Below are 22,232 nucleotides of genomic sequence, written 5' to 3'. Positions count from 1 at the left end.
TTTATTCATCTATAGGAGCCTTTTGTTATTACCCAGTATATAAGCCAGCTCTTATTTCCTCTTTAAGGTAATATTGTCTAAATATGCCATCTCTTTACCTGTATTTGTAAAGGCGATTCGCAGTATCTTTTTATTCGGTTTGATTTCCAGACCGGTCACAAAGCTTATTTCGTGCTTTTTACCCTGCTTACCTAAATACTGGCTCTGTTGCTTTAGAGTTGACAGTTTCCCAGTCACTACTGTCACATCGTCCACTGCTACCGCTATACGATCGCCTTTCCCCCAATAGGAAAGGTTAAATTGTTGCTGTGGATCTAGATAAACATATTGTTCTATCTTTTTTCCCGGAGCGAGCACGAGCGCCTTACTTCCCTTTTCACCTAAGCCGTCTCCAATCGTCCCTTCACCTTCCCAGGGCATAAGACCAGATTTTCCTTCAAAATCCGGGTTCGGAAGTTCATTCCCTTCTCGCAAAGGCCAGTTATAGGCACGAATATAATCGACCTCCATATTCACTCCACCTTCCGATCCATATGCACCCAAAAACACATTCATAAAGTGATTGGGGGAGTAAATCTGGTTTTTATTGTTGTATTCTTTAATTAAATCACCATTGATATAATGCTTAATACTCGTTGGAGTCCACAGCACCCCATGGGTCACCCACTGACCGACATGTTCATAGCCCTCAGCAATATGAGTGGCCAGATTCCGTTGAAATACACCTTTCGCATCAACATGACCATGAATGACAAATTGTGCCGTGATATATTCAAACACATCTATTTCAAACAGTTGCCCTTTTGGACGTATTCCTTTTATTCCATCCACCTCAGTCCCTTCCTGCAGATAGTAACGAATATCAGGTCCTGGCGAGTCAAACCAAAATGCAGTATTTGTTCCTTTCGGATTGCCCTGACGATTGCGTCGCACTTTTACCTCAAAATAACCACCTTTACTATTGTCCAACAGATTTTCATTCGTTTTCCAATCATAAGTCTGAATAGACGAAATCTTTTGATTTCCACCTTCCGTAAAAATTCGCTTTGGAATGGTATCGTTTACGTAAAGATTAATTGCAGATCCATTGAGCGTATAGGCAGGTTGAGGTAATTTATCCTGCAACATCTCCTGCTTTGATTTATCATTTAAATAGTTAAGCGATGAAAAGTAATTGGTAGTCCATTTATTCCTGTTCAGCAACTGGTCATTAAACTCATCCTGCCAAAAAATTTCCATGCCAGGAGGAACAACGCCTGAACTTGGATTTCTTTTTACTTCTTGGAGTTCAGCCTCATCTAATACCCAGCTTTTGGAGGTATATGACTTTCCTTGAGCCAAAGGCTTCCCTGCTGCAGATTCTACCCAAACATAATAGGTTGTCTCAGGATCCACATGCTGTATATAATAACGCTCAACGACGTCGCTCACGACCTCATTGGCTACTGCAGGCTTTTTATTAGTTTTCGACCAAAAAATCCTCGCTCCCGCAAGACCCTTGTCTCCATCTTTCATATCAACCCGGATCCAACTTCTGGTACCCAACAATTGTAGGGATACATCAGTTTTGGTCGTTTGTGCCGGCAATAATAGAACAGACAGCATTTGAGCCGCCGCAATTGATATATATCTTTTCACAGTTTATCTTATTTAATTACTCATTTACTATAGTATACGATAATAATGAGAATTATTAGCATTGACAACTCTGATCAAAACGCAACCGTTTGTTCAATTTATCACTCCATACAGGTTTGCCCTTGTTTCAAAAGTAGGTTTGATTTTCATGCTTTTCGCCTTTATTGGGTCGCAACAGTATACTGTTGCCCGCTCGTTATTTTTAAGTCGATATAGCTATAAACGACACCATTTTTTTCTAAAATGCTGCTTTTTACTTTCCTACCATTACAATAAAGATAAGGATGAGAACCAACAAATCCTGCCCGCCAGGACGACACATGCTTTCGTCCCGTATAGGATAAAATGGATTTATGTCTGCCCTCTTGTTCCAGCTCATAAATCAAATTACCAATTTTGACATTTGACACTTTAATATGGCTTATCTCTTCTGGTAAATGAGAACAGGTCTCAATTCCATTTCGGTCTGTTATCGGACTTATACCAGCCATATCCTGTACGATATTTGCGACTAAAACAAAAGCAACTTCGGGGTAATCACCATTAGTACCTGTCAATGCAGCCATAGCATGCACCGTGTTAATTTTTGAGATGATGTATTTCATCCATTTCCAGCCACGCTCATTCTGCCCATATTTAAAAAATAGCTCCGGGATATAAGTGATTGCTTCAATATTCTCCGGCAGTCCTTCGGCGGAACTCAACTGATCATCGATATAATCAAGGTAGTTGCGATGTCTGTCCGAATGTACATCGGTGATTTCCTTTAGTGGCAGAAACCAAGAATTCTCTTTTCCCCAGCCTGATACCGGCTGATGTTTTATATCATAGCCCCGGTTGTAAAGTGCTGTATTTGCTAAGACTCCCCAGTCTGTATTGAAGTAGTCCCACAATTGTGATGCTTTTTGCGTATATTTTTTTGCGAGCAGCCTCTCGCCATTTAACTTTGCGAGCTTGGCGAAAGCCAGATATGCCTGATATTGGCTCCCGATCCCATCTCCGGCTTCAATTAAAGTTTGATCACGATGTTCATTGTATGTCGCAGTACCTTTAAATATATTACCGGAGCCATCACTCTCAGCAACACCGTTCGTTTTCTTTAAGTCATGCCACATAACAAAGTCACTGACCACCTTAGCATTGAATTGTCTTAAAATCGGGTCTGTCAGATAGCGTTGATCTTTCGTCCACTCATAAAGTTGCGCGTTTTTTTCGACCAGTTCAAAAACCGCCGGAATTTCGCGGACAAAATTATCATCACTTTTATAATCTAAGGTATAGGGAGTTCCGTCAAAATTAATCGCCCATAAGGGGAACCATTTTCGGTGAGCGCCAGCACTCGCGGCAAATGCACGAAGCATGGTAAAATTTTCTGCTTCCAGTCCCAATAAATGAGCTCCAATTGCCTGATGACAAAAATCACGTGAATAAAATGCCGTACGCAATGGATAACCAGCCCAATAACTAGGTACATAAGCAACCATCGCTGATTCCTGGTTTTTTTTGTGAACATTGACTGGACCTGTTTTTCCTGTAACAACAAAAGAACGCGCTTTTCGCTTGGCCCACACAAATATGTCGTTTAATGCTTTATGATCGGTATAGATGGAAATATCTTTTGTTTGCGCGAATAAGCTTACAGCATATAAGGTTTGTAGCGTAAGTAACAAGATCGTTTTCATTTGGAAAGCTTTTTTTTGGAACCCGGGATCCGCAAACGCAGATCCCGGGTAGTAAAATTGATTGTAGAATATCTATTTGGCACCAACCGGTGTATCGTAACCCGGATTTTGTTCCAACAGCGAATTACGCTGAATCTCACTTCGTGGAATCGGGAGTAAGTAATGCTGTGGAAAAAATTTTCGCTCCTGTATCAACTCAATCTTATAGGTTTTCTTTTTGGTCTGATCATCGCGGACGATTGTAATCTTCCTTGCTGGATTATTTTCGGTCTGTTGCGCTATTTTCCAACGTCTTACATCAAAAAAACGATGGTCTTCAAACGCAAGCTCGATCCTCCGTTCCTGTTGTATTTTAGCCAAAAGCTCCGGTCCACTACTGGTTATTGCTGGAAGCACGTTTGTCTTTCCGCCCCTCGCTCTTTCCCGGATCTTATTTAGATAGGTGCGAGCGATTTCTTCATTTTTCAACTTAAACTGCGCCTCAGCATAGTTAAGATAGATTTCGCCTAGACGAATGTAGATCCAAGGTTGTGCCCCCTTATCATTCCAGGGATTTCGAAGACTTTCATCCATAAACTTACGAATTGTATAATGCGTTTTTGATGCATTCCAGTCGTCTATACCAAATTCGCTATCCTTGCCACTATTCGCTTTGCTACCAGTGGAAGACACATAAAACTCAATCTCCCTTCCTCTAAATTGCTGACCATCACAAACGATGGATGCGTAGAAACGAGGTTCGCGATTTTGCCAAGGGTTGCCATCCACATATTGCTGTGGGGTAGGCATCGACCCATCTTCCATTTCATAGGCGTCAACCATATCTTGTAGCACACAGGTTCGCGACCAACCGGTGAAACCATTTGGGGAGTCAGTCCAATCAAATGAGTGGCCAAATTCCGAATTAAATTGCTTCATAAAGATGATTTCAGCACTCTTATTGCTGGTAAAAATCTGTTTGTAATTGGGATCTAACTGATATTGGTTCAAGTCTATGACTGCCTTTGCCGCATCCGCAGCTTTCTGCCATTTCACTTTATCATCAGTAGGATTCCACAAAGGGCTGGCGGCATATAGTGTCACCCGGGATTTTAGAGCCAGGGCTGCCCCTTTCGTTGCACGGCCAAAGTTTTTACCCTCATAACGCAATGGAAGTAAGTCGGCCGCCTTATCCAACTCTTTTACAATAAAATCAATACATTCGTCGTATGTATTTCTCGAAACCATCATATCACTGTTCAGGTCAAAGGTTTTTGTGATAAGTGGGACACCACCAAATCGCGCAACGAGGTCCGCATAAAAAAATGCTCTCAAAAAAGTCATTTCTCCAACCAACCGGTCTATCTGACCTTTTTCGGCTTTGAGCTGACCAATATTCTCAAAGAAAATATTGCAGTTCTTGATTCCTTCATAATACGCGTTCCAAGTTGAATGATCGCCAAATTGATCTGGCGTTAGCTCCCCCCGATTATAGAGGTAAGGATTTCCTGAGTTAAAGTTATGATATGCCTCGTCCGAAATATAGCGCAAACCAAAATTTCCAAACCCATCCCTTAATTCCGTATATCGCTTGTTTACATAGGCTTCCGTTAAATTGAAATCCGAAAATACAGCCTCTCCTGTAAAAGAGTCTAGAGGCTTGACATCCAAATAATCAGTGCATGATGTAAAACAAGCCGTAAAAAAAATCGCTATATATAGCTTTATCGTTGTTTTCATGTAATCTATCAATTAAAAACTTAAATTCATACCCACACTGTAAATCCGCTGTTGTGGATAATACATACCTCCGGCTTGTGTTCCCTCTGGATCCTGGATCTTGATTTGATCAATTGAAAACAGATTGAAGCCACTGATAAAGACACGCAGATTTTTCATCTTGATCTTTTCCAGCACTTTTGGTGACAGCGTGTAAGCCAGTTCAACATTTTTGAGTCTCAAAAAGGAAGCATTTTTCAACCAGAATGTTGAATTCATGGAATTAAACGTATCATCACGGTCAAAAGCTCTAGGGTATAAGGCGTTCGGTGTTTCCGTTTCGGATATCCATCTGTTTTCAAAATACGTCACATCTCGATTATAGCTCCCCGGTTTGATGATCTGCTTCGCCCGGCCTTGTCCAGACCATAGGATATTTAAATCAAAATTTCTCCATTTCGCCCCCATCGTAACACCATAGGTAATTTCGGGTATTGGGCTTTCGTAAATCCGAACCATATCATTACTAGTAATCTTTTTATCTCCATCCACGTCAATATACTTGATATCACCTGGTTTGGTGTTCAGCAAATGGGGCGAATCATCTATTTCGGCTTGATTCTGATAGATGCCATCGGCCTTATAAACCAGCCATGAATCTATGCTGTGATTTGTCCTACGCTGCCATTCCGGTGTATTTTGTGCTTCATCAAAGAAATGAATCTTGTTTCGTACAAAAGTGAAATTTCCACCAATAGAATAACTGAAATCATCAATCTTGTTGCGATATAGCAGACTGCTTTCTATACCTCTGTTTGAAATCTCGCCGATATTCTGATCCGGCAAAGTCAATCCTGTATATTTCGGTACCGAGGCTTGCTTCGGAGTTAGAATATCTGTCCGCATCGAATAAAAATATTGTAGGTCAAAACTTAGCGTATTTTTGAAAAAAACGGACTCAAAACCGATGTTTTTTGTATCTACTTTTTCCCAGGTGATATTCGGGTTAGCTAGTCTACCTACGGTAAAGCCTTTCCCACGCTTAGGGTCAACACCAAACATTGCTCCATCACCAAGGACATAGGTACTGATATATTGAAAGGGGTTTACACGGTCATTTCCCAATTTTCCCCAGGACGCTTTAATCTTCAATTCATTGACAAACGGAATATTTTCCTTAAAAAAATCCTCCTGAGAGATACGCCACCCTGCTGAAACACCGGGAAACCAACCCCAACGTGCAACATTGCTAAAGTTTTGCGAACCATCTCTTCTCAAGGTAAAATCAGCCAGATATTTATCTTTGAATCCGTAGCTTACACGACCAAAATAATTCTGACGTGCCGAAATCGTTGCTTTCCCGTCGTTATTTTTTTGATTGTCGCTTCCTGCAAAAAGATAGTCCACAGCATCACTTAGGAAATCGCGACGATAAGCAGAAAACCAGTCCCCTCTGTTCTTGCTCTGCTCATAGGCAATAAAGGCATTAATACTATGTGCGTCAAACTTTTTATCATAACCGATTTTGAAATTCCAGGTTTCGATGCGGTCATTGTCATTTCTTTCAGAAAGGTTTATGTTAACATCACCTGTTGTCTCCCGGATATTGTCATATCCTTTGGTTGCCGGGTTATAGCGATAAGCATCCCACATATTGTTCAGCTTCTTGTCATGTCGATATCTTGAATCAAATGCAGCATATCCTGAAAAGCTTAACCCATCCAACAACCAAGGAGTTTTAAGGTCGAAGCCTGCTTTCGTATTTATAAAATTATCTTTTATATGTTGATAACCAGTCTTTCCTGCAGCCAGGATGGTCAGATTATTCCCCCAAGACAGTCCTGGCCCCGGTAATCCATTGGGATAGTAGTCCGGTAAAAACGGATAAGCATGAAATGCTTCCCAAAAGAAGGTATTCATATCATAATTCGAATTATTGCGATTTTCCTGTCTTGTGGCAACTTCAATCAACACCGACAGATCTTTGCTGATCTTAGCATCGAGATTGGAGCGAAACTGTACAGTCCTGAAATTCAGTGCTGTATTTTTAAAACCTGGTTTCTGGTATAAGTATCCTCCCGATACATAATAGCGTACTTTTTCATCACCGCCGCGCAATGAGAGCGAATGCTGCGTCTGCGGAGCCGTTTTAAATACCGCCTTCATCCAGTCAGTATTTGCGTAAAGCAGCGGATCTATACTACCGTCCAGATACTTTCCTTTAATATCTTTATATTTTTCAACCCGACCAAAATGTGCATTGATTTCATCATCATAAACCATAAATTGGTAAGAATCCATCAACTTAGGGGTACGTGTATGCTGCGATAGTCCATAACTACCATCATAAGAAATTGTCGGTTTATCACCGTTTCCTCGCTTAGTTGTCACCAAAATCACACCATTGGCGGCCTGTGCACCATAGATTGCAGCGGAAGCATCTTTTAGTACCGAGATGCTTTCAATATCGCTCGGATTCAATCGTTCGATGCCACCCCGGTTAGCTACCCCGTCAATTACATATAGCGGACTATTATCGCCCAAAGAGCCCTTCCCACGAATAAATATTTCCGAATGATCACTACCGGGCTGACCAGAACGGTTGTTCGCCACTACACCAGGCATTCTCCCTGCAAGGGAGTTTGACAAATTAGGTGCTGGTGAGCGTTGTAGCTCGCTTCCGGAAACCTGACTGACCGAGCCCGTCAACGTTGCTTTCTTTTGAGTTCCATATCCGATAACAACCACTTCCTCCAATTGAGCAAGATCTTCCTGTAACACAATTGACATCCCCTGCCGTTGATAGGGAATTTCCTGAGAGAGATAGCCCAAGTAGGAAAATAATAACATATTACTTTCATTATCAACAACAAGCGAAAATTGTCCATCGCTGTTAGACTGTGTCATCTTATCTGTTCCTTTTACTTTTACTGATACACCCGCTAATGGTTTTCCCTGGCTATCTTTGACGGTACCTGATGCAATCTTGTCCTGTAATCTGACCGTCGAACGGATAATAATGCGATTTTCGCTTACGATATCCATCTCCAGCGATTCCTTTGCTAAAATCGGTAACAATAGCTCTGTCCATTTTTTGTTACGTACATCAATACGCTTTATTTTAATATTTTGAATACTATTGTCATTATAAATAAAGTTAACCTTAGTTTGCTCTTCAATAGAGATCAATAGATTTTTGAGTCGAACCTCTTCAAATCGTAAAGAAACCGTTTTCTGCGCTTTAGATTCTTTTGCCAAACCGGTTGCAACACATACGAATAAGAAAATGATTAAAAATTTGGCCATTAACAACCATTTTAGGTAATACGAGATAGGCACATGATAAAGTACATGTGATTTTTTTTTCATAATTTTGGTATTTAAGAATAATCGATTGGCATCTTACTTTCCTAGGGTCCGATGCCATTGGTTAGAACGTATGGGTATTGCTCACTATGAGGGATACCCTTTTTTTATTTTACTTTACATAAAGCGTATCATTTAGGGTATAGTAATTTAATTTTATGCCAGTTCGCTTGATCATATCCAAAAACTCTTCGCTGGTTGTTTCTTCAAATATCCCCGTGACATGCTGCTCGGCCAGTCGCTCTGTTTTGAGGACGACAGGTTTTCCAAACCAACGTTCCATCTTTCGGGCCACAACATTAAAATCGTCACCTTTAAGCACCAGCCGGTTCTTCATCCAGAGCGTTTCCGTAACCTCAGTATCGACTATATCTAACTTTTCAAAAGCGACCTGTTGTGGCTGCACAGCAGCAGCATTCTTATTCTTATAATGATTTGGCACAACAACCGGATTAATCACAGAGATTTTATTTCCCGGCAAGAGCTCATAGGTTTTTATTTGCTTATTCTCCACGACTTTCAGTCGTACCTTTCCTTCAATTAGAGAGGTAGTTGTGATATTTTCATCTGGAATCGCGCGGAGATTAAATTTAGTCCCCAATACCATGACTTCAGCATGAGCAGTCTTAATCGTCAAAGGCAAATTGGGATTTTTCGCGATCGAAAAATAACCTTCCCCTGCTAATTGAAGTACGCGGTCAGTTTTTCCAAATCCGTTTTTCAATCGCAGGGTGCTTTCATTATTGAGCCAAACTTCAGAACCATCACTTAATTTAATCGATTTACGTTCCCCCTTTCCCGTAGCAATGGTCTGCCATTCTGAATCCACTTTTTCTTCTTTAGCTGTCTTGACAGTCCAAAAGATAAGTGAGCCACATACCATCAAAATACTGGCTGCAATGGATATTATTTTTATCTTTTTATGATTAGGAAGTGGATGAACAATGGATTCCCTATCAGCGGTAAATCCTATCGGTTTTGATTTTTCGTAAATGACTTCAGCTTCAAGATCCTGCTGATCCTCTGGGTTATTTTCCAAAAAAGTGATCAGCTGCCTTCTGTTTTCATCAACACGCATTAAGTCATCTAAAATGCTGCGCTCCTCCGCTGTGAGTGTTCCCTCCAGTAGTCTATTGGCTAAAAATAAGAAGTACTCTTCATCAGATGAAAACATGTGCATTCGGTGTATTTGGGGTAGAGACACCGTGAGAATGCAAAATCCCCAATAAAAAAATTATTTTTTTTCTTTAATACAGGCCCATAGTTTTCCAAGGGCTATTTGAATATGTCTATCTACAGTCTTTTTAGATATTCCCATCCTTTCTGCAGTTTCCAAGTACGTTTTCTTTTCTTCCTTCACCAATTTAAAAGCTTCTTTTGTTTTGGGCGGCAAATCCTCTACTGCCTGCTGTATGCGTTGGATGCTTTCAGTAGATATCAAAATATCCTCAGGCGTGTTTCGATCGATTAATGTATCCTCATACGCCGTACTATCGCTCAACACCAACTGACGGATACGGAGTAAATTCAGACATTTATTTTTGATCGCCCGAAGGAGGTAACTTTCAACACTCGCAATATTCATCAGGTCTGGTCCTAAGTACCAGATTTTCCAAAGTACTTCCGAAACCACATCTTCGGCCAATTGTTTATCTTTAATAAAAGAGAATGCATTGTTCTTTAACAGTCCATAATTCGCCAAAAAATAAGCCTTAAAAGAGTTTTCATCTCGATTAATAGCAATATTCCTCTTATTTTCTTCGGATAAAGGTTTCAAATACATTGGTTGTGTCACAATTCGATTGGCAATTTAAACAAATTCAGTTTAAGATTGCAAAAAAAAAGTTACATAAAACGGATGTTCTCAGCTTTATTCGCAATTATACGGCTGTTTTTGTCCCAAAGAAAATACCAAAAATAATTCTTAGATAAAAAAACTCGCTCTCTTATCGGATGACCTTTTGATCTGATAAGAGAGCGAGTGCAATCTATAATTAAAAAGATTTTCTCTTTATTCAAGGAAAATAGTTACTGTCGTGGGCTCATTGTCTACTTTCACCTGCTTTTCCACTGTTCCTTGTTTATTATTATATTTAAGCGTATATATTTTGTTTTTTTCCACTGCAAACTGCAACCTGTCGTTTGCATCTTGTCTTGCATCTTTGGTTGAACCTCCCCCTATTTGATCCTTTCCTTGAAAAATATCAACATTACACTTTTTCCTATCTTCCGGTGTCGTTTTGTCCTTACTCTCATAAGCTATAACATAAATTGCCGTATGTTTATTATCTATGTTGATTTGTTGTTGTTGCTCCTTATACAAAGCTTTATAAGTAGGTGTTACATTTACTCCATTCACATATTTCAAGTTTGTATCCCAAGCTAATGGAAAGTACGTTTCTGCCGCTTTGAAAGAAGAAGCATAAATAGCATGCTCGCGATTACTTGCATCCGCTTTGCCGGCATCTGCCAAGAACCAAGAACGATTCAACTCTTTATCGGGATAATATTCTGTAAAATACCATTTCCCATCTATCCAGACCTCACACCAGTTGTGGTTTCCACGATTGTCAAACCAATTTAGAGTTCCAGCGACCCGGGAAGGGATACCGACCGCGCGAAAGGCGTCAGTCAACAGAATTGACAGGCCGCTACAGGAAGCCATTCCTTGGTCAATGGATTCGGAAGGAGATTGATCGGGTCGTTTTCTTTGCGTATTATAATCCACCCTGACTTCGTCACGAATATTTTTATTAACAGCGGCAATAGCCTCACGGAGCGTCTTACAAGACTCCACATACTTCGAAAACCTATTAAAGAGTTCTTCACGCCATTCATCCCGGTTTTCGTTAAGTACGGCATACGGCAATACCTCATTTAAAAAAATCGAATCCGGCAGTTGTTTTGTCCAGGGGAACTTCTCCTTTGCCCGATAAGCGAATTCGATATTACGCAATAAGAAATCACTACTCAAGGATTCCAAATCCCGTTGTGGCATATAGGAAATTAAGAAGACTGCACCTTCCTTCATATTTTCGGGCACGTCTTTGAGCACTTTTTCCAATGAAGCCCTATTTTTCCCCGCTTTGGAAAGGGCTATTTCAAGAAGTTTGTCATCCTGTTTAGCATTGGCACGCGTATCTGCAGACTGGGCTAGACATAAGTTAAACAGCGATACCGATAAGGCAAAAAATAAAGCGCGTAGTTTCATCATGATTCAAAAAAATAAAGCTACTAATTTTTACGGAGCTATTGTAATTCACAAACGTTTTAAAAATGGAACGAAATCTAAGTACGTTGTTGCCAACATCATAGGGAAGTAGTTCAGTATAACCAAGGAACGAAGACAGCAAAGCGGTTCAATAAATTATAAAAAAAACGATTCAGAAAAACAAGTAAGAAGTACTCCAAATCAAAAGGATAACATTATGGGAAACTGGGCAAAATAAAATTTTTGGACTTCGCTTTACTAATTGCCTTTTTCCTCACGAACAAGAAAATCATAGGAATACCAAAATTTCAAAAGTGAAAAATCCGTTAAACTTCTGAGCGAATAGCTAATTGGGAAATCAAATGAATTACTTTGTTTTTCAAACTCTTTTTTAAATTCTGCTATCAGATTCGTTATTCCTTGCAGCCCACTTTCGCGTCTGATAAAACTTTCCCTTTTACCACCACGGAGGTAGATAAGCAGATCCGAGGCGCTCAAGATAGATTCTTCTTTTTCAGTCAATGGTTTACCGTCCAACAATTTATCGATCGCATTCTTGAAATCGATCCGAGGATAATCGCTTTCTCCCATCATAATCAAATGCGTACCGTAATTCACGATATTGGTATAATAGGGTTTAAACCCAGCTTGTTTTAGCTGCGCCAAATCTTTGCCATCAAAGGCGGAAGAAAACTCATTGAATTGTGCAGTTAATGAAAATGCTATATCTTCACTACGCATCAAACAGCTATATGTCCTTTTGATTGTTGTTGAATCATGATGTTCAACAAGCTTTAAAACACTATCTACGTCCGAGCTATTATTGAGATGATAACGGATAGATTCATAATCAAAGAAATCAGTTATGGAAAAACCTGACATCGTGCGTTCAGTACTTTTATTTTTACGGGCATACGAACGAATACCGTCAAAACTTGGAAGGATCTTCGTATTTGAAACTGTGGAAGTAGTCGGTACAATTGTAATTTTAAACGGTCTATAATGCTTACGTAACGACATTAGTTGCACGGTAGGTAAAGTATCTTTTAATCCCCATACTGTCCCTAGATAAAAACTTTTGTCTATAGATTGATCCACATAGATCTGATTGACCGAAAAACCTACGGAACGACCAATAAATTGAAACTTCTTCGCTGCTGCAGTACCATCCATCTCCAAAGCATCTGGATCAGCTTCTTCCTTGTCACAACTGGACAATAAGAGTAGACCGAGCAATAGTGCAAAAAGATATTTCATAATTCAAAAATTACCCGTTCCCCAAAAGTTGATATCTCCAAGTTAATGGTGGAAGGCTAAAGGCTTTTGGTTCTATATCAAAGATAAAGAAAAATACCTTTCCAACCTATATAAAATTCAGAATAACAACGCAATAAAATAAGATGATCATTATTGGAGCATCGGGGCAGTACTGGTACTGCGTGCTCGGTAATAAAAAGGTTGATTTGCTTATTAATGGATAAAAAGCAAAAGCCGTTGGAATGGGGAATTCCTAACGGCTTTCTTCTAACCTAATGAAAAACAGCTATACCCTGATGGGTACATGTGTTGATCTCCTAATTCCAAATATATTAAGTCAATTTCTTCAGTATATCATCCATTTACAATCCGTACTTATAATTTACGATTCGTGAAGATATATAAAGCTGTAAAGGACCTAACGATACGCCCAAAATAACGTCATCTTGCAGTGACCTTAGTTCAACAAGGATTATATAAAAATTAAGGTGTTATTTTTTATTTTAAATGAGTCTAAATAACTGAAAATAATTGTATGTTTGCAGCGATAAATAATTTAGACTAATTCAATATTAACAATGAAAAGATCTTTTCTGGGACTTATTTTAAGTCTGGGATTGGTGGGAGCTACACATTTAGATGTTTCAGCTCAAAACAAAGGGGTATATGGTCGTGTCAAAACCAAAGATGGCGCTGCAATCGAGTCAGCTACAGTAACGATTCCTACACTAGGTAGATCTACGTCAACTTCCCACGATGGCAGTTTTCATTTCTCCAATCTTCCCGATGGGACCTATACCATTCGAATCAAAAGCATAGGCAACGCTGTTGAAGAACAAACAATAACTGTTAAAGATGGTAAAGCGCAAACAGTTATCGTAGCGATGAATATTTCAGAGTCGCAATTGGAGCAGGTTGAAGTATTTGGGTATAATTCCCATAATAATAAAACAGTCAATGTTGGCAAAGCTGGCATTATAGATAAAGACTTGCCACAAAGCGTACAAATTATTAATAAACAGATTATCACAGATCAACAAGTCAACAGATTGAGCGATGCACTCAAAAATGCGAACGGTGTGGCGATGGGCGCAAATCGTGGTGGTGTAAATGAAAACTTCTATGCGAGAGGTTACAGCTTGGGGGCAAACAATATTTTTAAGAATGGTGCACGCACAAACAATGGCGGTTCCATAGAAGCCAGTACCTTGGAATCCGTTGAAATTCTTAAAGGAAGTGCTGCTTTACTATATGGTGGTGTATCCGGCGGTGCGGTAGTTAATCTGGTTACTAAAAAGCCAAAGTTCTACTACGGTGGAGAAGCTTCAATGCGTGTAGGCAGCTATGACTTCTACAAACCTACAGTCGATGTTTATGGACCGATTTCAAATAAAGTTGCATTTCGCATGATAGGCACTTATGAAAAAGCTGGAAGCTTTAGAGATCAGGTAAAGTCAAAACGAACCTATGTAAACCCATCGGTATTGTACAAAATTTCTGAGCAAACAGATCTAAACTTCACATTTGATTACCTGAAAAGTGATTTTACGCCAGACTTTGGAATAGGCACCGTAGATGGCAAATTAAATCAATCTGTCGGAAGAAATACATTCTTAAATGTACCTTGGGCTTATAATAATACAAATACTTCAAATGGGCAGGTCAATTTCAACCATAGATTTAACGAATCCTGGAATTTAAATGCGATCGCAAGTTATCAAACCTATGATCGTGACTATTACGGATCCGATCGGATCCAGGCTGACAAAAATGGTATTGCACCAAGAAATTTGACAAGATCCAAATCAAACGAATTTACGGCCAACCAGCAGTTAAATCTAACAGGCACCGTAAAAACCGGTGCTATTAAACACAAGATTCTAGTCGGTGCCGATGCTGACCAATCACATGCAAATGCGTACGCATTTTTTATGGAAGGGATCAATTATTACGATAACAAAAATGTCTTAAAGGCGAATGCCTATGATTCGATTTACGTTTTCAATCCGGGCCAAACAGCACAGCATATGCCGACGGGCAAGGGATTGAGAACTGATATCCCTGAAGCTAATTTGTTGACAAAAACCACGACAGATATTTATCGGTACGGCGTGTTTTTGCAGGATTTAATTGAACTGAATGAGAAGTTTAAAGTTTTGGCCGGAATACGCTATTCGTACCAACGTACACCTAATTCAGAGCGATTGACTTACGCGGAAAATAAAACCGAAGAAGTTATTACAAAAGATGGTCAAGGGAATCCAATGGGAGCCAAAGTTGATAAAGCATGGTCACCGAAATTCGGCTTGATTTATCAACCGATACCTTCATCCAGCATATACATAACTTATGCGAATAATTTTACCTCAAACGCCGGTTACGATAGCAACTATCAACCTTTGGCGCCGTCCATCATCGATCAATATGAAGCCGGTATAAAGAATGATTTTTTCAATGGTCGTCTATCAGCAAATCTTGCCTGGTATAGAATCAATAACAATAAATTCGCTCAGCAGCTGCTATTGAAACCCGACGGCAGCGAAAACGGTGATGCCAACATGAAGGAGTTCTCCGGAAAAACAGCTTCTGATGGTGTCGAAGCTGAGCTAACAGGAACTTTATTACCTGGCCTGAATGTGACAGCTGGTTATTCGTATAACTATATGCGCTATACACATACAAATCCCATTTCGAGCTATACAACAACAACTGGGAATGAAACAAAAGTTGTTGAAATTTCAGGAAATGAGGAAAACGTACGCTTGGTGGGAACCACTGCACATACCGCAAATGGAACAGTATTTTATACCTTTCAACATGGAACTGTCAAAGGATTAAAACTGGGCTTCTCTTCTTTTTACACAGGCAGACGTAACGCAGGATGGAACAATAGCAAAATTAATGTTCGAGACGGTGTAAATCGTCTGATTTCCGTCAGTCCATTTACCACAATTGACTTTTCGGCTGGATACAGCTATAAAAATTGGAGCATACTTGGAAAATTGTCCAATATCAACAATGCATTTAATTACTATATCCATGAAAACTATAGTGTAAACCCTATCCCACCCCGCAGTTTTATGGCAACGCTTTCGTATAAATTCGAAAAAAGATAAGGTGAATTGTCCTATTTACACCAAAAAGGGAGCTTTTGGATAATAAAGCTCCCTTTTTCGCTCCTTCTAAAACGGTCTAATTTACATCTATTTTGTATTAAGCTTCATTTTTTCTATTTTTCGTCAGATCCCCCGATAGTAAAGCGGTAATAGTTGCTGCAATTAATGCCGAAATCCCCATATTCATCGTGCTAATTAACAGGTTATCAGCAAGGGAATGCTTGATGCTATAATAAGTAATCACGTAAGTAAGCAGATAAGTGATAAATGTTTTAATAATTTCCATAAATTAATACGTGGGATACAGCTAAAATAATTTCTATATACAAATATATAGTACCGCTTATAGCTGTCTTTCTACCTCTTACAATTCGTCACAACTGATTTATGATTCGTTGTTCTATCAGGATTTATTGCATTTAATTTTAACCTTACGAGTAAATAATATAAAATATAATACCTATTTTCAACTTAAATTAGAAACAAAACGATGACGTCATTCAAACATCAATATTCTCTTTTGTTATTGCTGTTAGCATTTGGTATGACTGCACTTTCTCAGAGCCGTTAGAGACAGTCCTATTTGTTGGCTGGCCAGAGAAAAAGGAAGGGAAATAAATTAATGAAAATGATACGAAAAAAGTTACTTCTGCTTGCGCTGATATCATTGACAACTTTCTGCTATTGTCAACGACAGCTTGAAGATGGGGGATTAGATGTGGAAAAGGTAAATTTTAATAGTTTTAACACAAAAAGTTTTTATGGAAATGCCTTAAAAGCCGAATGGTCAGATTATCATAAAAAGAGAAATGCCGGTGTAAAACCGATTTATTTTTTTAGGGCGGAAACGGATACCATAGACCGGACAGGACAAAACTTTAACATTGATACTGCATTTGCAATTCAATACCGACAAACTGGTATTGGTAGAAGTGACTGGGAAAAGGATTATACTGTGGGTTTTTTCCGAAATTTAAAGTTCAAGGAAATAAATGCCATTACAGACCTCGACAATAAGCTGCTGCTTTTGTCCGGGACAACAGACAGGATAGAACCCGAAAAATTGAACAGCTTTATCGTCGAATTAAATAAAGCATTTGGAAACGCATATTTAACAGATTTGTCAAAGGGCCTTTCTTCCTATCAACTACGAAAATGGGAACTTGGAGATCGCATCATCGTATTGGCCTCTGCTGGTGTAATAGATTACAAAGGGCTTGTCTTAACAGAGAAAGAGAAGGCATTTATAAAAAGTATCGAAAATGACAACTTACTATCCGCTACCCTTTTCAGCTGTAGAAAAGATGTCTACGATACTTTCAAACAGATGAGTATGCGTACTGGATTTATGACTTCCTTTGAAAAATGAAGAAGATTAGCAAATACGTCTTTTATATTTTCGTTTGATCGTTTTGATAAAAAGACTTTAGGGATAAAATACCAAAGATAGCCATCTTAAGAGATGGCTATCTTTGGTATTGGGAGATTTAGGGAAAGCCCCCTTTCAATCGACTTTATTAGAAAAGGAAAATTATGCGAAAGCCAGAATATCTTCCCATGCAATATCTAATTGCATCTCAGAATAAAAATAAGTTCAACAAGATTATCAGATCAGTACTTCTCCTTCTATTCTTTTGGTCTGGGCTTATCTACGGGCAACAATCCTCAAAAATCACCATCAATCCCCTAGCGCTCGAGTACCGTTTCATGCCAGAAAGTCCAAGCCGACGTGAAGCAGCAGACCCTGTCGTCCAACTCTATAAAGGTCAATACTATCTATTTGCTTCCAAATCTGGTGGATATTGGCGCTCTTCAGACCTAAAAGACTGGATTTACATTTCATGTAAAACTATCAAAAGCATAGAAGCTTATGCACCAACGGTACTGAGTTATGATGGTGCGCTTTACTTTCTTGCGTCAGGAGGAAAACCTCAGATCTATAAAACAGTCAATCCGGATGAGGATCAATGGGAACCTGTACCCACCAAATTTACCATAGGAATGACTGACCCCGCCTTTTTCATGGATGACAACCAAAAAGTCTATCTATACTGGGGATGTTCCAACGTAGATCCCATTATGGGTGTGGAGGTCGATCCAAAAGATGGGTTCAAACCCATTGGTGAGCCAAAAGTATTGATCCAACATCATGAAAAACAATATGGATGGGAAGTACAGGGGGAGCATAACGAACTAGGGACTCCAGGCTGGAATGAAGGTCCCTCAGTAATTAAATACAAAGGCATATACTATCTCCAATATGCATCTCCTGGGACTCAATTCAGGAGTTATGCCGATGGTGTCTATACATCGACATCACCCTTAGGACCTTTTCGCTACGAAACGAATAGTCCCTTCTCCTATAAACCGGGGGGATTTATTGCTGGAGCAGGTCACGGTCATACATTTCAAGACAAACTTGGCAATTTTTGGCACGTTGCAACCATGAAAATTTCGGTACGGGACTGGTTCGAACGGCGTATCGGTCTTTTTCCGGCATTTTTTGACAAGGAAGGTAAACTTTACGCACAAACAGTATATACTGATCTCCCCTTTCAGATTCCCAATACTAAAGTTAATCTCGAAAAGAAGGACCTTTCTCTTCCGTATAACCTGTTATCTCGCAATAAGCCCATTATCGTATCCAGTGCATTAAGTAAATTTCCACAAGGCAATGCGAATGATGAGCGTGTAGAGAGTTGGTGGTCAGCAAGATCAGGAGCCATCGGTGAGTACCTTCAAATCGACCTCGAGAAGAAAATGGCCATCAACGCCCTTCAGGTTAATTTTGCCGATCAGGACTTCGAACTTAAAGCTCCACAATCTTATAGTTATCAATATTTGATCGAATACTCCCTAGATGGAAAAAAATGGTCTCCCCTCATTGACCAGCGAAAAAACACAAAAGATCACCCACATGAATTGTTCTGCTTGGATCACAAAATTCTTGCACGTTACGTACGTATCACCAATAAGAAAAAGATCCCCGGAAAATTTTCACTCTATGATTTCCGCATTTTTGGCAATGGCCTTGGACAAAAACCAACAGCGATCAATGGCTTAGAAGGACAACGGGATACAAAGGATCCTCGTCGGATAACCTTACAATGGCAAGCAAGCCCAAATGCTAAAGGCTATATCCTACGTTGGGGCGTTACTGCCGAAAAATTATATAATGCCACCGTGATCTACGACAACAGATTTGAAGGACGTATTTTCAATAGCGCTCAGGACTACTATTTTTCAGTCGAGGCTTTCAATGAAAATGGGCATTCAAAGCAGAGTAAAAAATTGCTCCATATTGAATAACATATAGACCAAAATATCCCATTAAGTAGACGTCAAAAGAAATCCGAGAAGATAAGGTGCTGGAATCTTTTCAATCATGCACAGGTACACAACAAGCAGCAAATAAGGCTGGGGGCAAAACAGAGGAGTCTTCTCACCAGCATGACGAGAAGACTCCTTAAAAATTAAAATCTCGATCCGAGACCTTTACCAGACGGCTTACTTAATCACAAGCCAAGTTTGACTCTTCACCGGTATATGACCTCAAAATTGCTTCTGATGTGGCATTTAATGCTACTGTCCTACTATTTTGATCCTGTTCCAGCACTTCCACATTTCCTTTCGGGCTGCTATAGTATAAGTTGGGCTTGATTTTTCACTTTATCTGTCCTACCATCGGCTAGGCACAGGAAATAGATCTTCTTTTTAAGTATTTTGTCTTTTTATTTTGACAATACATTTACGGACGCGACTTTCAACCCCTTGCTTGATGCCTTGATCCGGATTGCACCCTGCTCTCCTTTTTTTGCCTTTACGATGACCAATGCCATTCCATTATATGCTTTACGCGAATGACTTTGGAACGAAGTAAAATCAATCGCATTCCCATTATCGGTAGAAACAATTTCACCCGCACCTTCGACCGAAAAATCAATCAACGCGTCCGATTGAGGCACTAAGGTTCCTTTTTTATCAGTCACTTTTACCGAGACAAAAACTAGCTCCGACCGTCCGCCATCGATTGTAGCACGATCCGCTTCCATCTGGAGCTTTTCGGCCTTTCCAGCGGTTTGAATTTCTGCTTTGGACCATTCCTTGCCGTCCTTATAAGCAATTACCTTTACCGTTCCCGGTTCGTAGCGCACACTATCCCATTGCAATCGAAAATCCTGTCCCGCAACCTTCTTCTTACGTCCTCGACTTTTTCCATTGACGAACAGTTCTGCTTCCGTACCCGAAGTATACACATGCACCGGTGTAATCTCCCCTTTTCTGCTTGCCCAGGTCCAATGTGGCAGGATATGCGTCACTGGCAATTCAGGTCGCCAATGGGATTGATATAGGTAGAACCGATCTTTTGGAAAACCGGCAAGGTCGATAATACCAAAATAGCTGCTTCTTGAAGGCGGATTCTTCTTCTTCAATTCTTCCAATGCAGCTTCCAGTTCAGCACGTTTTGCGGGATCCGTTCTAAAATTCAACAAATTGGTCTCCGCTGAATTATACGGTGTCGGTTCGCCCAGATAATCAAAACCTGTCCAAACGTATTCTCCCAGCAGATTTGGATATTGAGCCAATATCCGGAACTGTGCATCCGGTGAGCAGCCCCATCCCGGAGCAGCACGATCGTAAGAGGTGACCTGCCAGCCATCGTAATCGGTTCCAAAAAAATATTCTCCACGGGAAGAAACACAGGAAGAAGTTTCGCTACCAATCGTCGGCATGTTCCGATAACGCGCATCTTTATCCCAACGACCTTGTTGACTGAAGAAATAATTTACACCCATGATATCCAAAGCAGTTGCAGCCCCCGATTCGCGGCCGCCATCCGGGTCATTATAACCATTGGAAACTGGTCGTGTTGGATCTGCCCGGCGAATAATATCGGCCAGATGCCGAGTCATGTTGACATCCTGTTGTTCAAGCACCTCATTACCAATGGACCAAATGAATACCGACGGATGATTTCGGTCGCGATGCACCATAGCCAATAGATCGCGCTCATGCCACTCATCGTATAATTTATTGTAATCTTTTGCGCGCTTACCTGTTTGCCAAGCGTCAAAAGCCTCGTCCCAAATCAAAATCCCCATTTTATCAGCCAATTCCAATAGTTCCGGTGCTGGTGGATTATGTGATGTACGCAGGGAATTCATCCCCATGGTCTGTAACATTTTGAGCTGACGTTCCAAGGCTGTTTTATTAAAAGCAGCCCCTAATGATCCTAAATCATGATGGTTACATACCCCCTTTATGTCTACACGACGGCCGTTTAACTTGAAGCCCTCGTTCGCTGTAAACTCGATTGTACGAACACCGAAAGGACTATAATAAGTATCGCTAAGTTGACCGTCAACGATGACTTCAATTTTTTCTACATAACGGTTGGGCGATAGAATATCCCAGTGCTTCGGTTGATTGATACGCGTTTCAAGATTGAGTTTGCCACTTGCATTGGCGTGCAGATCAACAAATCCACGGGCAGTAGCCACCTGTTTTCTAGGCTTATCTTGCGCATCCACCTCGAAATAAGTAGCTTTAACCTCAGCGTGTACCGGAAGAAAACGGAAGTTATCCAATGTTACTTCATTCTTAATCGTTGCGTATTGGTCGTTGATCACCGGAGTTGTAATCGAGGTTCCCCAATGTGCGACATGTACTGCAGAAGTACGAACCATCCATACATGACGATAAATTCCGGCTCCGCTATACCATCTTGATTCCCAATTTTCCGTATCCAAACGTACCGCCAAAACATTCTCAGCATCTTTTTTTAGATGGGGCGTCAAGTCCATACGAAAGGAACTATACCCATATGGCCAAGTGCCCACATAGCGGCCATTTAACCAAATTTTGGCATTCGCCATGGCGCCATCAAAATCCAGATAAACCCGTTCTCCGGCTTGAAGATTTTCCAGTTTAAAATGCTTTCTATACCAACCTATCCCTTTATAGGGCAGCTTTCCAGATTCACTGGCCAATTCAATACGGAATGGTCCCTCAATAGCCCAATCATGCGGCAGATCTAATTTACGCCAGGAATCATCAGTAAACTCGGTCTTATACACGTCATTCGGTTCAGCCAATTGATTACCGTCCGCTTGCAAACCAAAGCGGAAAAACTTCCAATCCCGATCAAAAAGTTCAACACGCGCATTTCCCATGCGTGTAATTTCCTGCTGTTGTCCAAATAAAGAGAGGGATAACATGGCTAGGATCATTCCAAAAAGTACTTTCATTTAGTATTGTTTATTC

13 protein-coding genes are annotated in these 22,232 nt (G+C 40.2%); 3 read left to right on the top strand and 10 right to left on the bottom strand.

Annotated elements, in window-relative coordinates; translation table 11 throughout:
* Window positions 1-51: 51 nt before the first annotated feature.
* The 8 genes from ACK8HY_RS02290 to ACK8HY_RS02255 form a co-directional block, all read right to left on the bottom strand.
* Window positions 52-1,638: a glycoside hydrolase family 16 protein gene (locus ACK8HY_RS02290; protein ID WP_416132646.1), complete on the bottom strand. Its 1,587-nt coding sequence runs from the start codon at window positions 1,636-1,638 to the stop codon at window positions 52-54.
* Window positions 1,639-1,799: 161 nt separating this feature from the next.
* Window positions 1,800-3,320: a hypothetical protein gene (locus tag ACK8HY_RS02285; RefSeq protein ID WP_416132645.1), complete on the bottom strand. Its 1,521-nt coding sequence runs from the start codon at window positions 3,318-3,320 to the stop codon at window positions 1,800-1,802.
* A 72-nt stretch (window positions 3,321-3,392) separates the two neighbouring features.
* Window positions 3,393-5,039: a RagB/SusD family nutrient uptake outer membrane protein gene (locus ACK8HY_RS02280; protein WP_416132644.1), complete on the bottom strand. Its 1,647-nt coding sequence runs from the start codon at window positions 5,037-5,039 to the stop codon at window positions 3,393-3,395.
* 12 nt (window positions 5,040-5,051) lie between these two features.
* Window positions 5,052-8,387: a SusC/RagA family TonB-linked outer membrane protein gene (locus tag ACK8HY_RS02275; RefSeq protein ID WP_416132643.1), complete on the bottom strand. Its 3,336-nt coding sequence runs from the start codon at window positions 8,385-8,387 to the stop codon at window positions 5,052-5,054.
* A 109-nt stretch (window positions 8,388-8,496) separates the two neighbouring features.
* Complete coding sequence (locus ACK8HY_RS02270) at window positions 8,497-9,558, bottom strand: FecR family protein (protein WP_416132642.1); 1,062 nt, start codon at window positions 9,556-9,558, stop codon at window positions 8,497-8,499.
* A 60-nt stretch (window positions 9,559-9,618) separates the two neighbouring features.
* Window positions 9,619-10,167, bottom strand: coding sequence for a sigma-70 family RNA polymerase sigma factor (locus ACK8HY_RS02265; protein ID WP_416132641.1), 549 nt, complete (start codon window positions 10,165-10,167; stop codon window positions 9,619-9,621).
* Between the two features lie 228 nt (window positions 10,168-10,395).
* On the bottom strand, window positions 10,396-11,598 hold the full coding sequence (locus ACK8HY_RS02260; protein WP_416132640.1) for a transglutaminase-like domain-containing protein: 1,203 nt from the start codon (window positions 11,596-11,598) through the stop codon (window positions 10,396-10,398).
* 255 nt (window positions 11,599-11,853) lie between these two features.
* On the bottom strand, window positions 11,854-12,852 hold the full coding sequence (locus tag ACK8HY_RS02255) for a hypothetical protein (RefSeq protein ID WP_416132639.1): 999 nt from the start codon (window positions 12,850-12,852) through the stop codon (window positions 11,854-11,856).
* Window positions 12,853-13,430: 578 nt separating this feature from the next.
* On the opposite strand from ACK8HY_RS02255, the gene ACK8HY_RS02250 reads away from it, so the two are divergent.
* The gene (locus ACK8HY_RS02250; protein ID WP_416132638.1) at window positions 13,431-15,968 is read left to right on the top strand and encodes a TonB-dependent siderophore receptor; all 2,538 of its coding nucleotides are present in this window, start codon (window positions 13,431-13,433) and stop codon (window positions 15,966-15,968) included.
* 97 nt (window positions 15,969-16,065) lie between these two features.
* Here ACK8HY_RS02250 and ACK8HY_RS02245 read toward each other — a convergent pair whose 3' ends face one another.
* Window positions 16,066-16,254, bottom strand: a complete 189-nt coding sequence (locus tag ACK8HY_RS02245; RefSeq protein WP_077436693.1) for a hypothetical protein — start codon at window positions 16,252-16,254, stop codon at window positions 16,066-16,068.
* A gap of 342 nt (window positions 16,255-16,596) precedes the next feature.
* On the opposite strand from ACK8HY_RS02245, the gene ACK8HY_RS02240 reads away from it, so the two are divergent.
* Together ACK8HY_RS02240 and ACK8HY_RS02235 are read left to right on the top strand one after the other, a co-directional pair.
* The gene (locus ACK8HY_RS02240; RefSeq protein ID WP_416132637.1) at window positions 16,597-17,337 is read left to right on the top strand and encodes a hypothetical protein; all 741 of its coding nucleotides are present in this window, start codon (window positions 16,597-16,599) and stop codon (window positions 17,335-17,337) included.
* Between the two features lie 164 nt (window positions 17,338-17,501).
* Entirely contained in the window at window positions 17,502-19,277 is a 1,776-nt protein-coding gene (locus ACK8HY_RS02235; RefSeq protein WP_416132636.1) for a family 43 glycosylhydrolase, read from the top strand.
* 422 nt (window positions 19,278-19,699) lie between these two features.
* Here ACK8HY_RS02235 and galB read toward each other — a convergent pair whose 3' ends face one another.
* Entirely contained in the window at window positions 19,700-22,216 is a 2,517-nt protein-coding gene (gene galB / locus ACK8HY_RS02230) for a beta-galactosidase GalB (RefSeq protein WP_416132635.1), read from the bottom strand.
* Window positions 22,217-22,232: the final 16 nt, after the last annotated feature.

It is taken from the genome of Sphingobacterium sp. NGMCC 1.201703, assembly GCF_047784615.1.
GTDB lineage: Bacteria > Bacteroidota > Bacteroidia > Sphingobacteriales > Sphingobacteriaceae > Sphingobacterium.
This window is presented reverse-complemented; position numbering and strand designations above follow the sequence as displayed.

What these genes read in the sequence shown, in the direction of transcription:
- ACK8HY_RS02285 (WP_416132645.1), bottom strand. Translation starts at nt 3,320, where the DNA reads ATGAAAACGATCTTGTTACTTACGCTACAAACCTTATATGCTGTAAGC.
- ACK8HY_RS02280 (WP_416132644.1), bottom strand. Translation starts at nt 5,039, where the DNA reads ATGAAAACAACGATAAAGCTATATATAGCGATTTTTTTTACGGCTTGT.
- ACK8HY_RS02275 (WP_416132643.1), bottom strand. Translation starts at nt 8,387, where the DNA reads ATGAAAAAAAAATCACATGTACTTTATCATGTGCCTATCTCGTATTAC.
- ACK8HY_RS02270 (WP_416132642.1), bottom strand. Translation starts at nt 9,558, where the DNA reads ATGTTTTCATCTGATGAAGAGTACTTCTTATTTTTAGCCAATAGACTA.
- ACK8HY_RS02265 (WP_416132641.1), bottom strand. Translation starts at nt 10,167, where the DNA reads ATGTATTTGAAACCTTTATCCGAAGAAAATAAGAGGAATATTGCTATT.
- ACK8HY_RS02260 (WP_416132640.1), bottom strand. Translation starts at nt 11,598, where the DNA reads ATGATGAAACTACGCGCTTTATTTTTTGCCTTATCGGTATCGCTGTTT.
- ACK8HY_RS02255 (WP_416132639.1), bottom strand. Translation starts at nt 12,852, where the DNA reads ATGAAATATCTTTTTGCACTATTGCTCGGTCTACTCTTATTGTCCAGT.
- ACK8HY_RS02250 (WP_416132638.1), top strand. Translation starts at nt 13,431, where the DNA reads ATGAAAAGATCTTTTCTGGGACTTATTTTAAGTCTGGGATTGGTGGGA.
- ACK8HY_RS02245 (WP_077436693.1), bottom strand. Translation starts at nt 16,254, where the DNA reads ATGGAAATTATTAAAACATTTATCACTTATCTGCTTACTTACGTGATT.
- ACK8HY_RS02240 (WP_416132637.1), top strand. Translation starts at nt 16,597, where the DNA reads ATGATACGAAAAAAGTTACTTCTGCTTGCGCTGATATCATTGACAACT.
- ACK8HY_RS02235 (WP_416132636.1), top strand. Translation starts at nt 17,502, where the DNA reads ATGCGAAAGCCAGAATATCTTCCCATGCAATATCTAATTGCATCTCAG.
- galB (WP_416132635.1), bottom strand. Translation starts at nt 22,216, where the DNA reads ATGAAAGTACTTTTTGGAATGATCCTAGCCATGTTATCCCTCTCTTTA.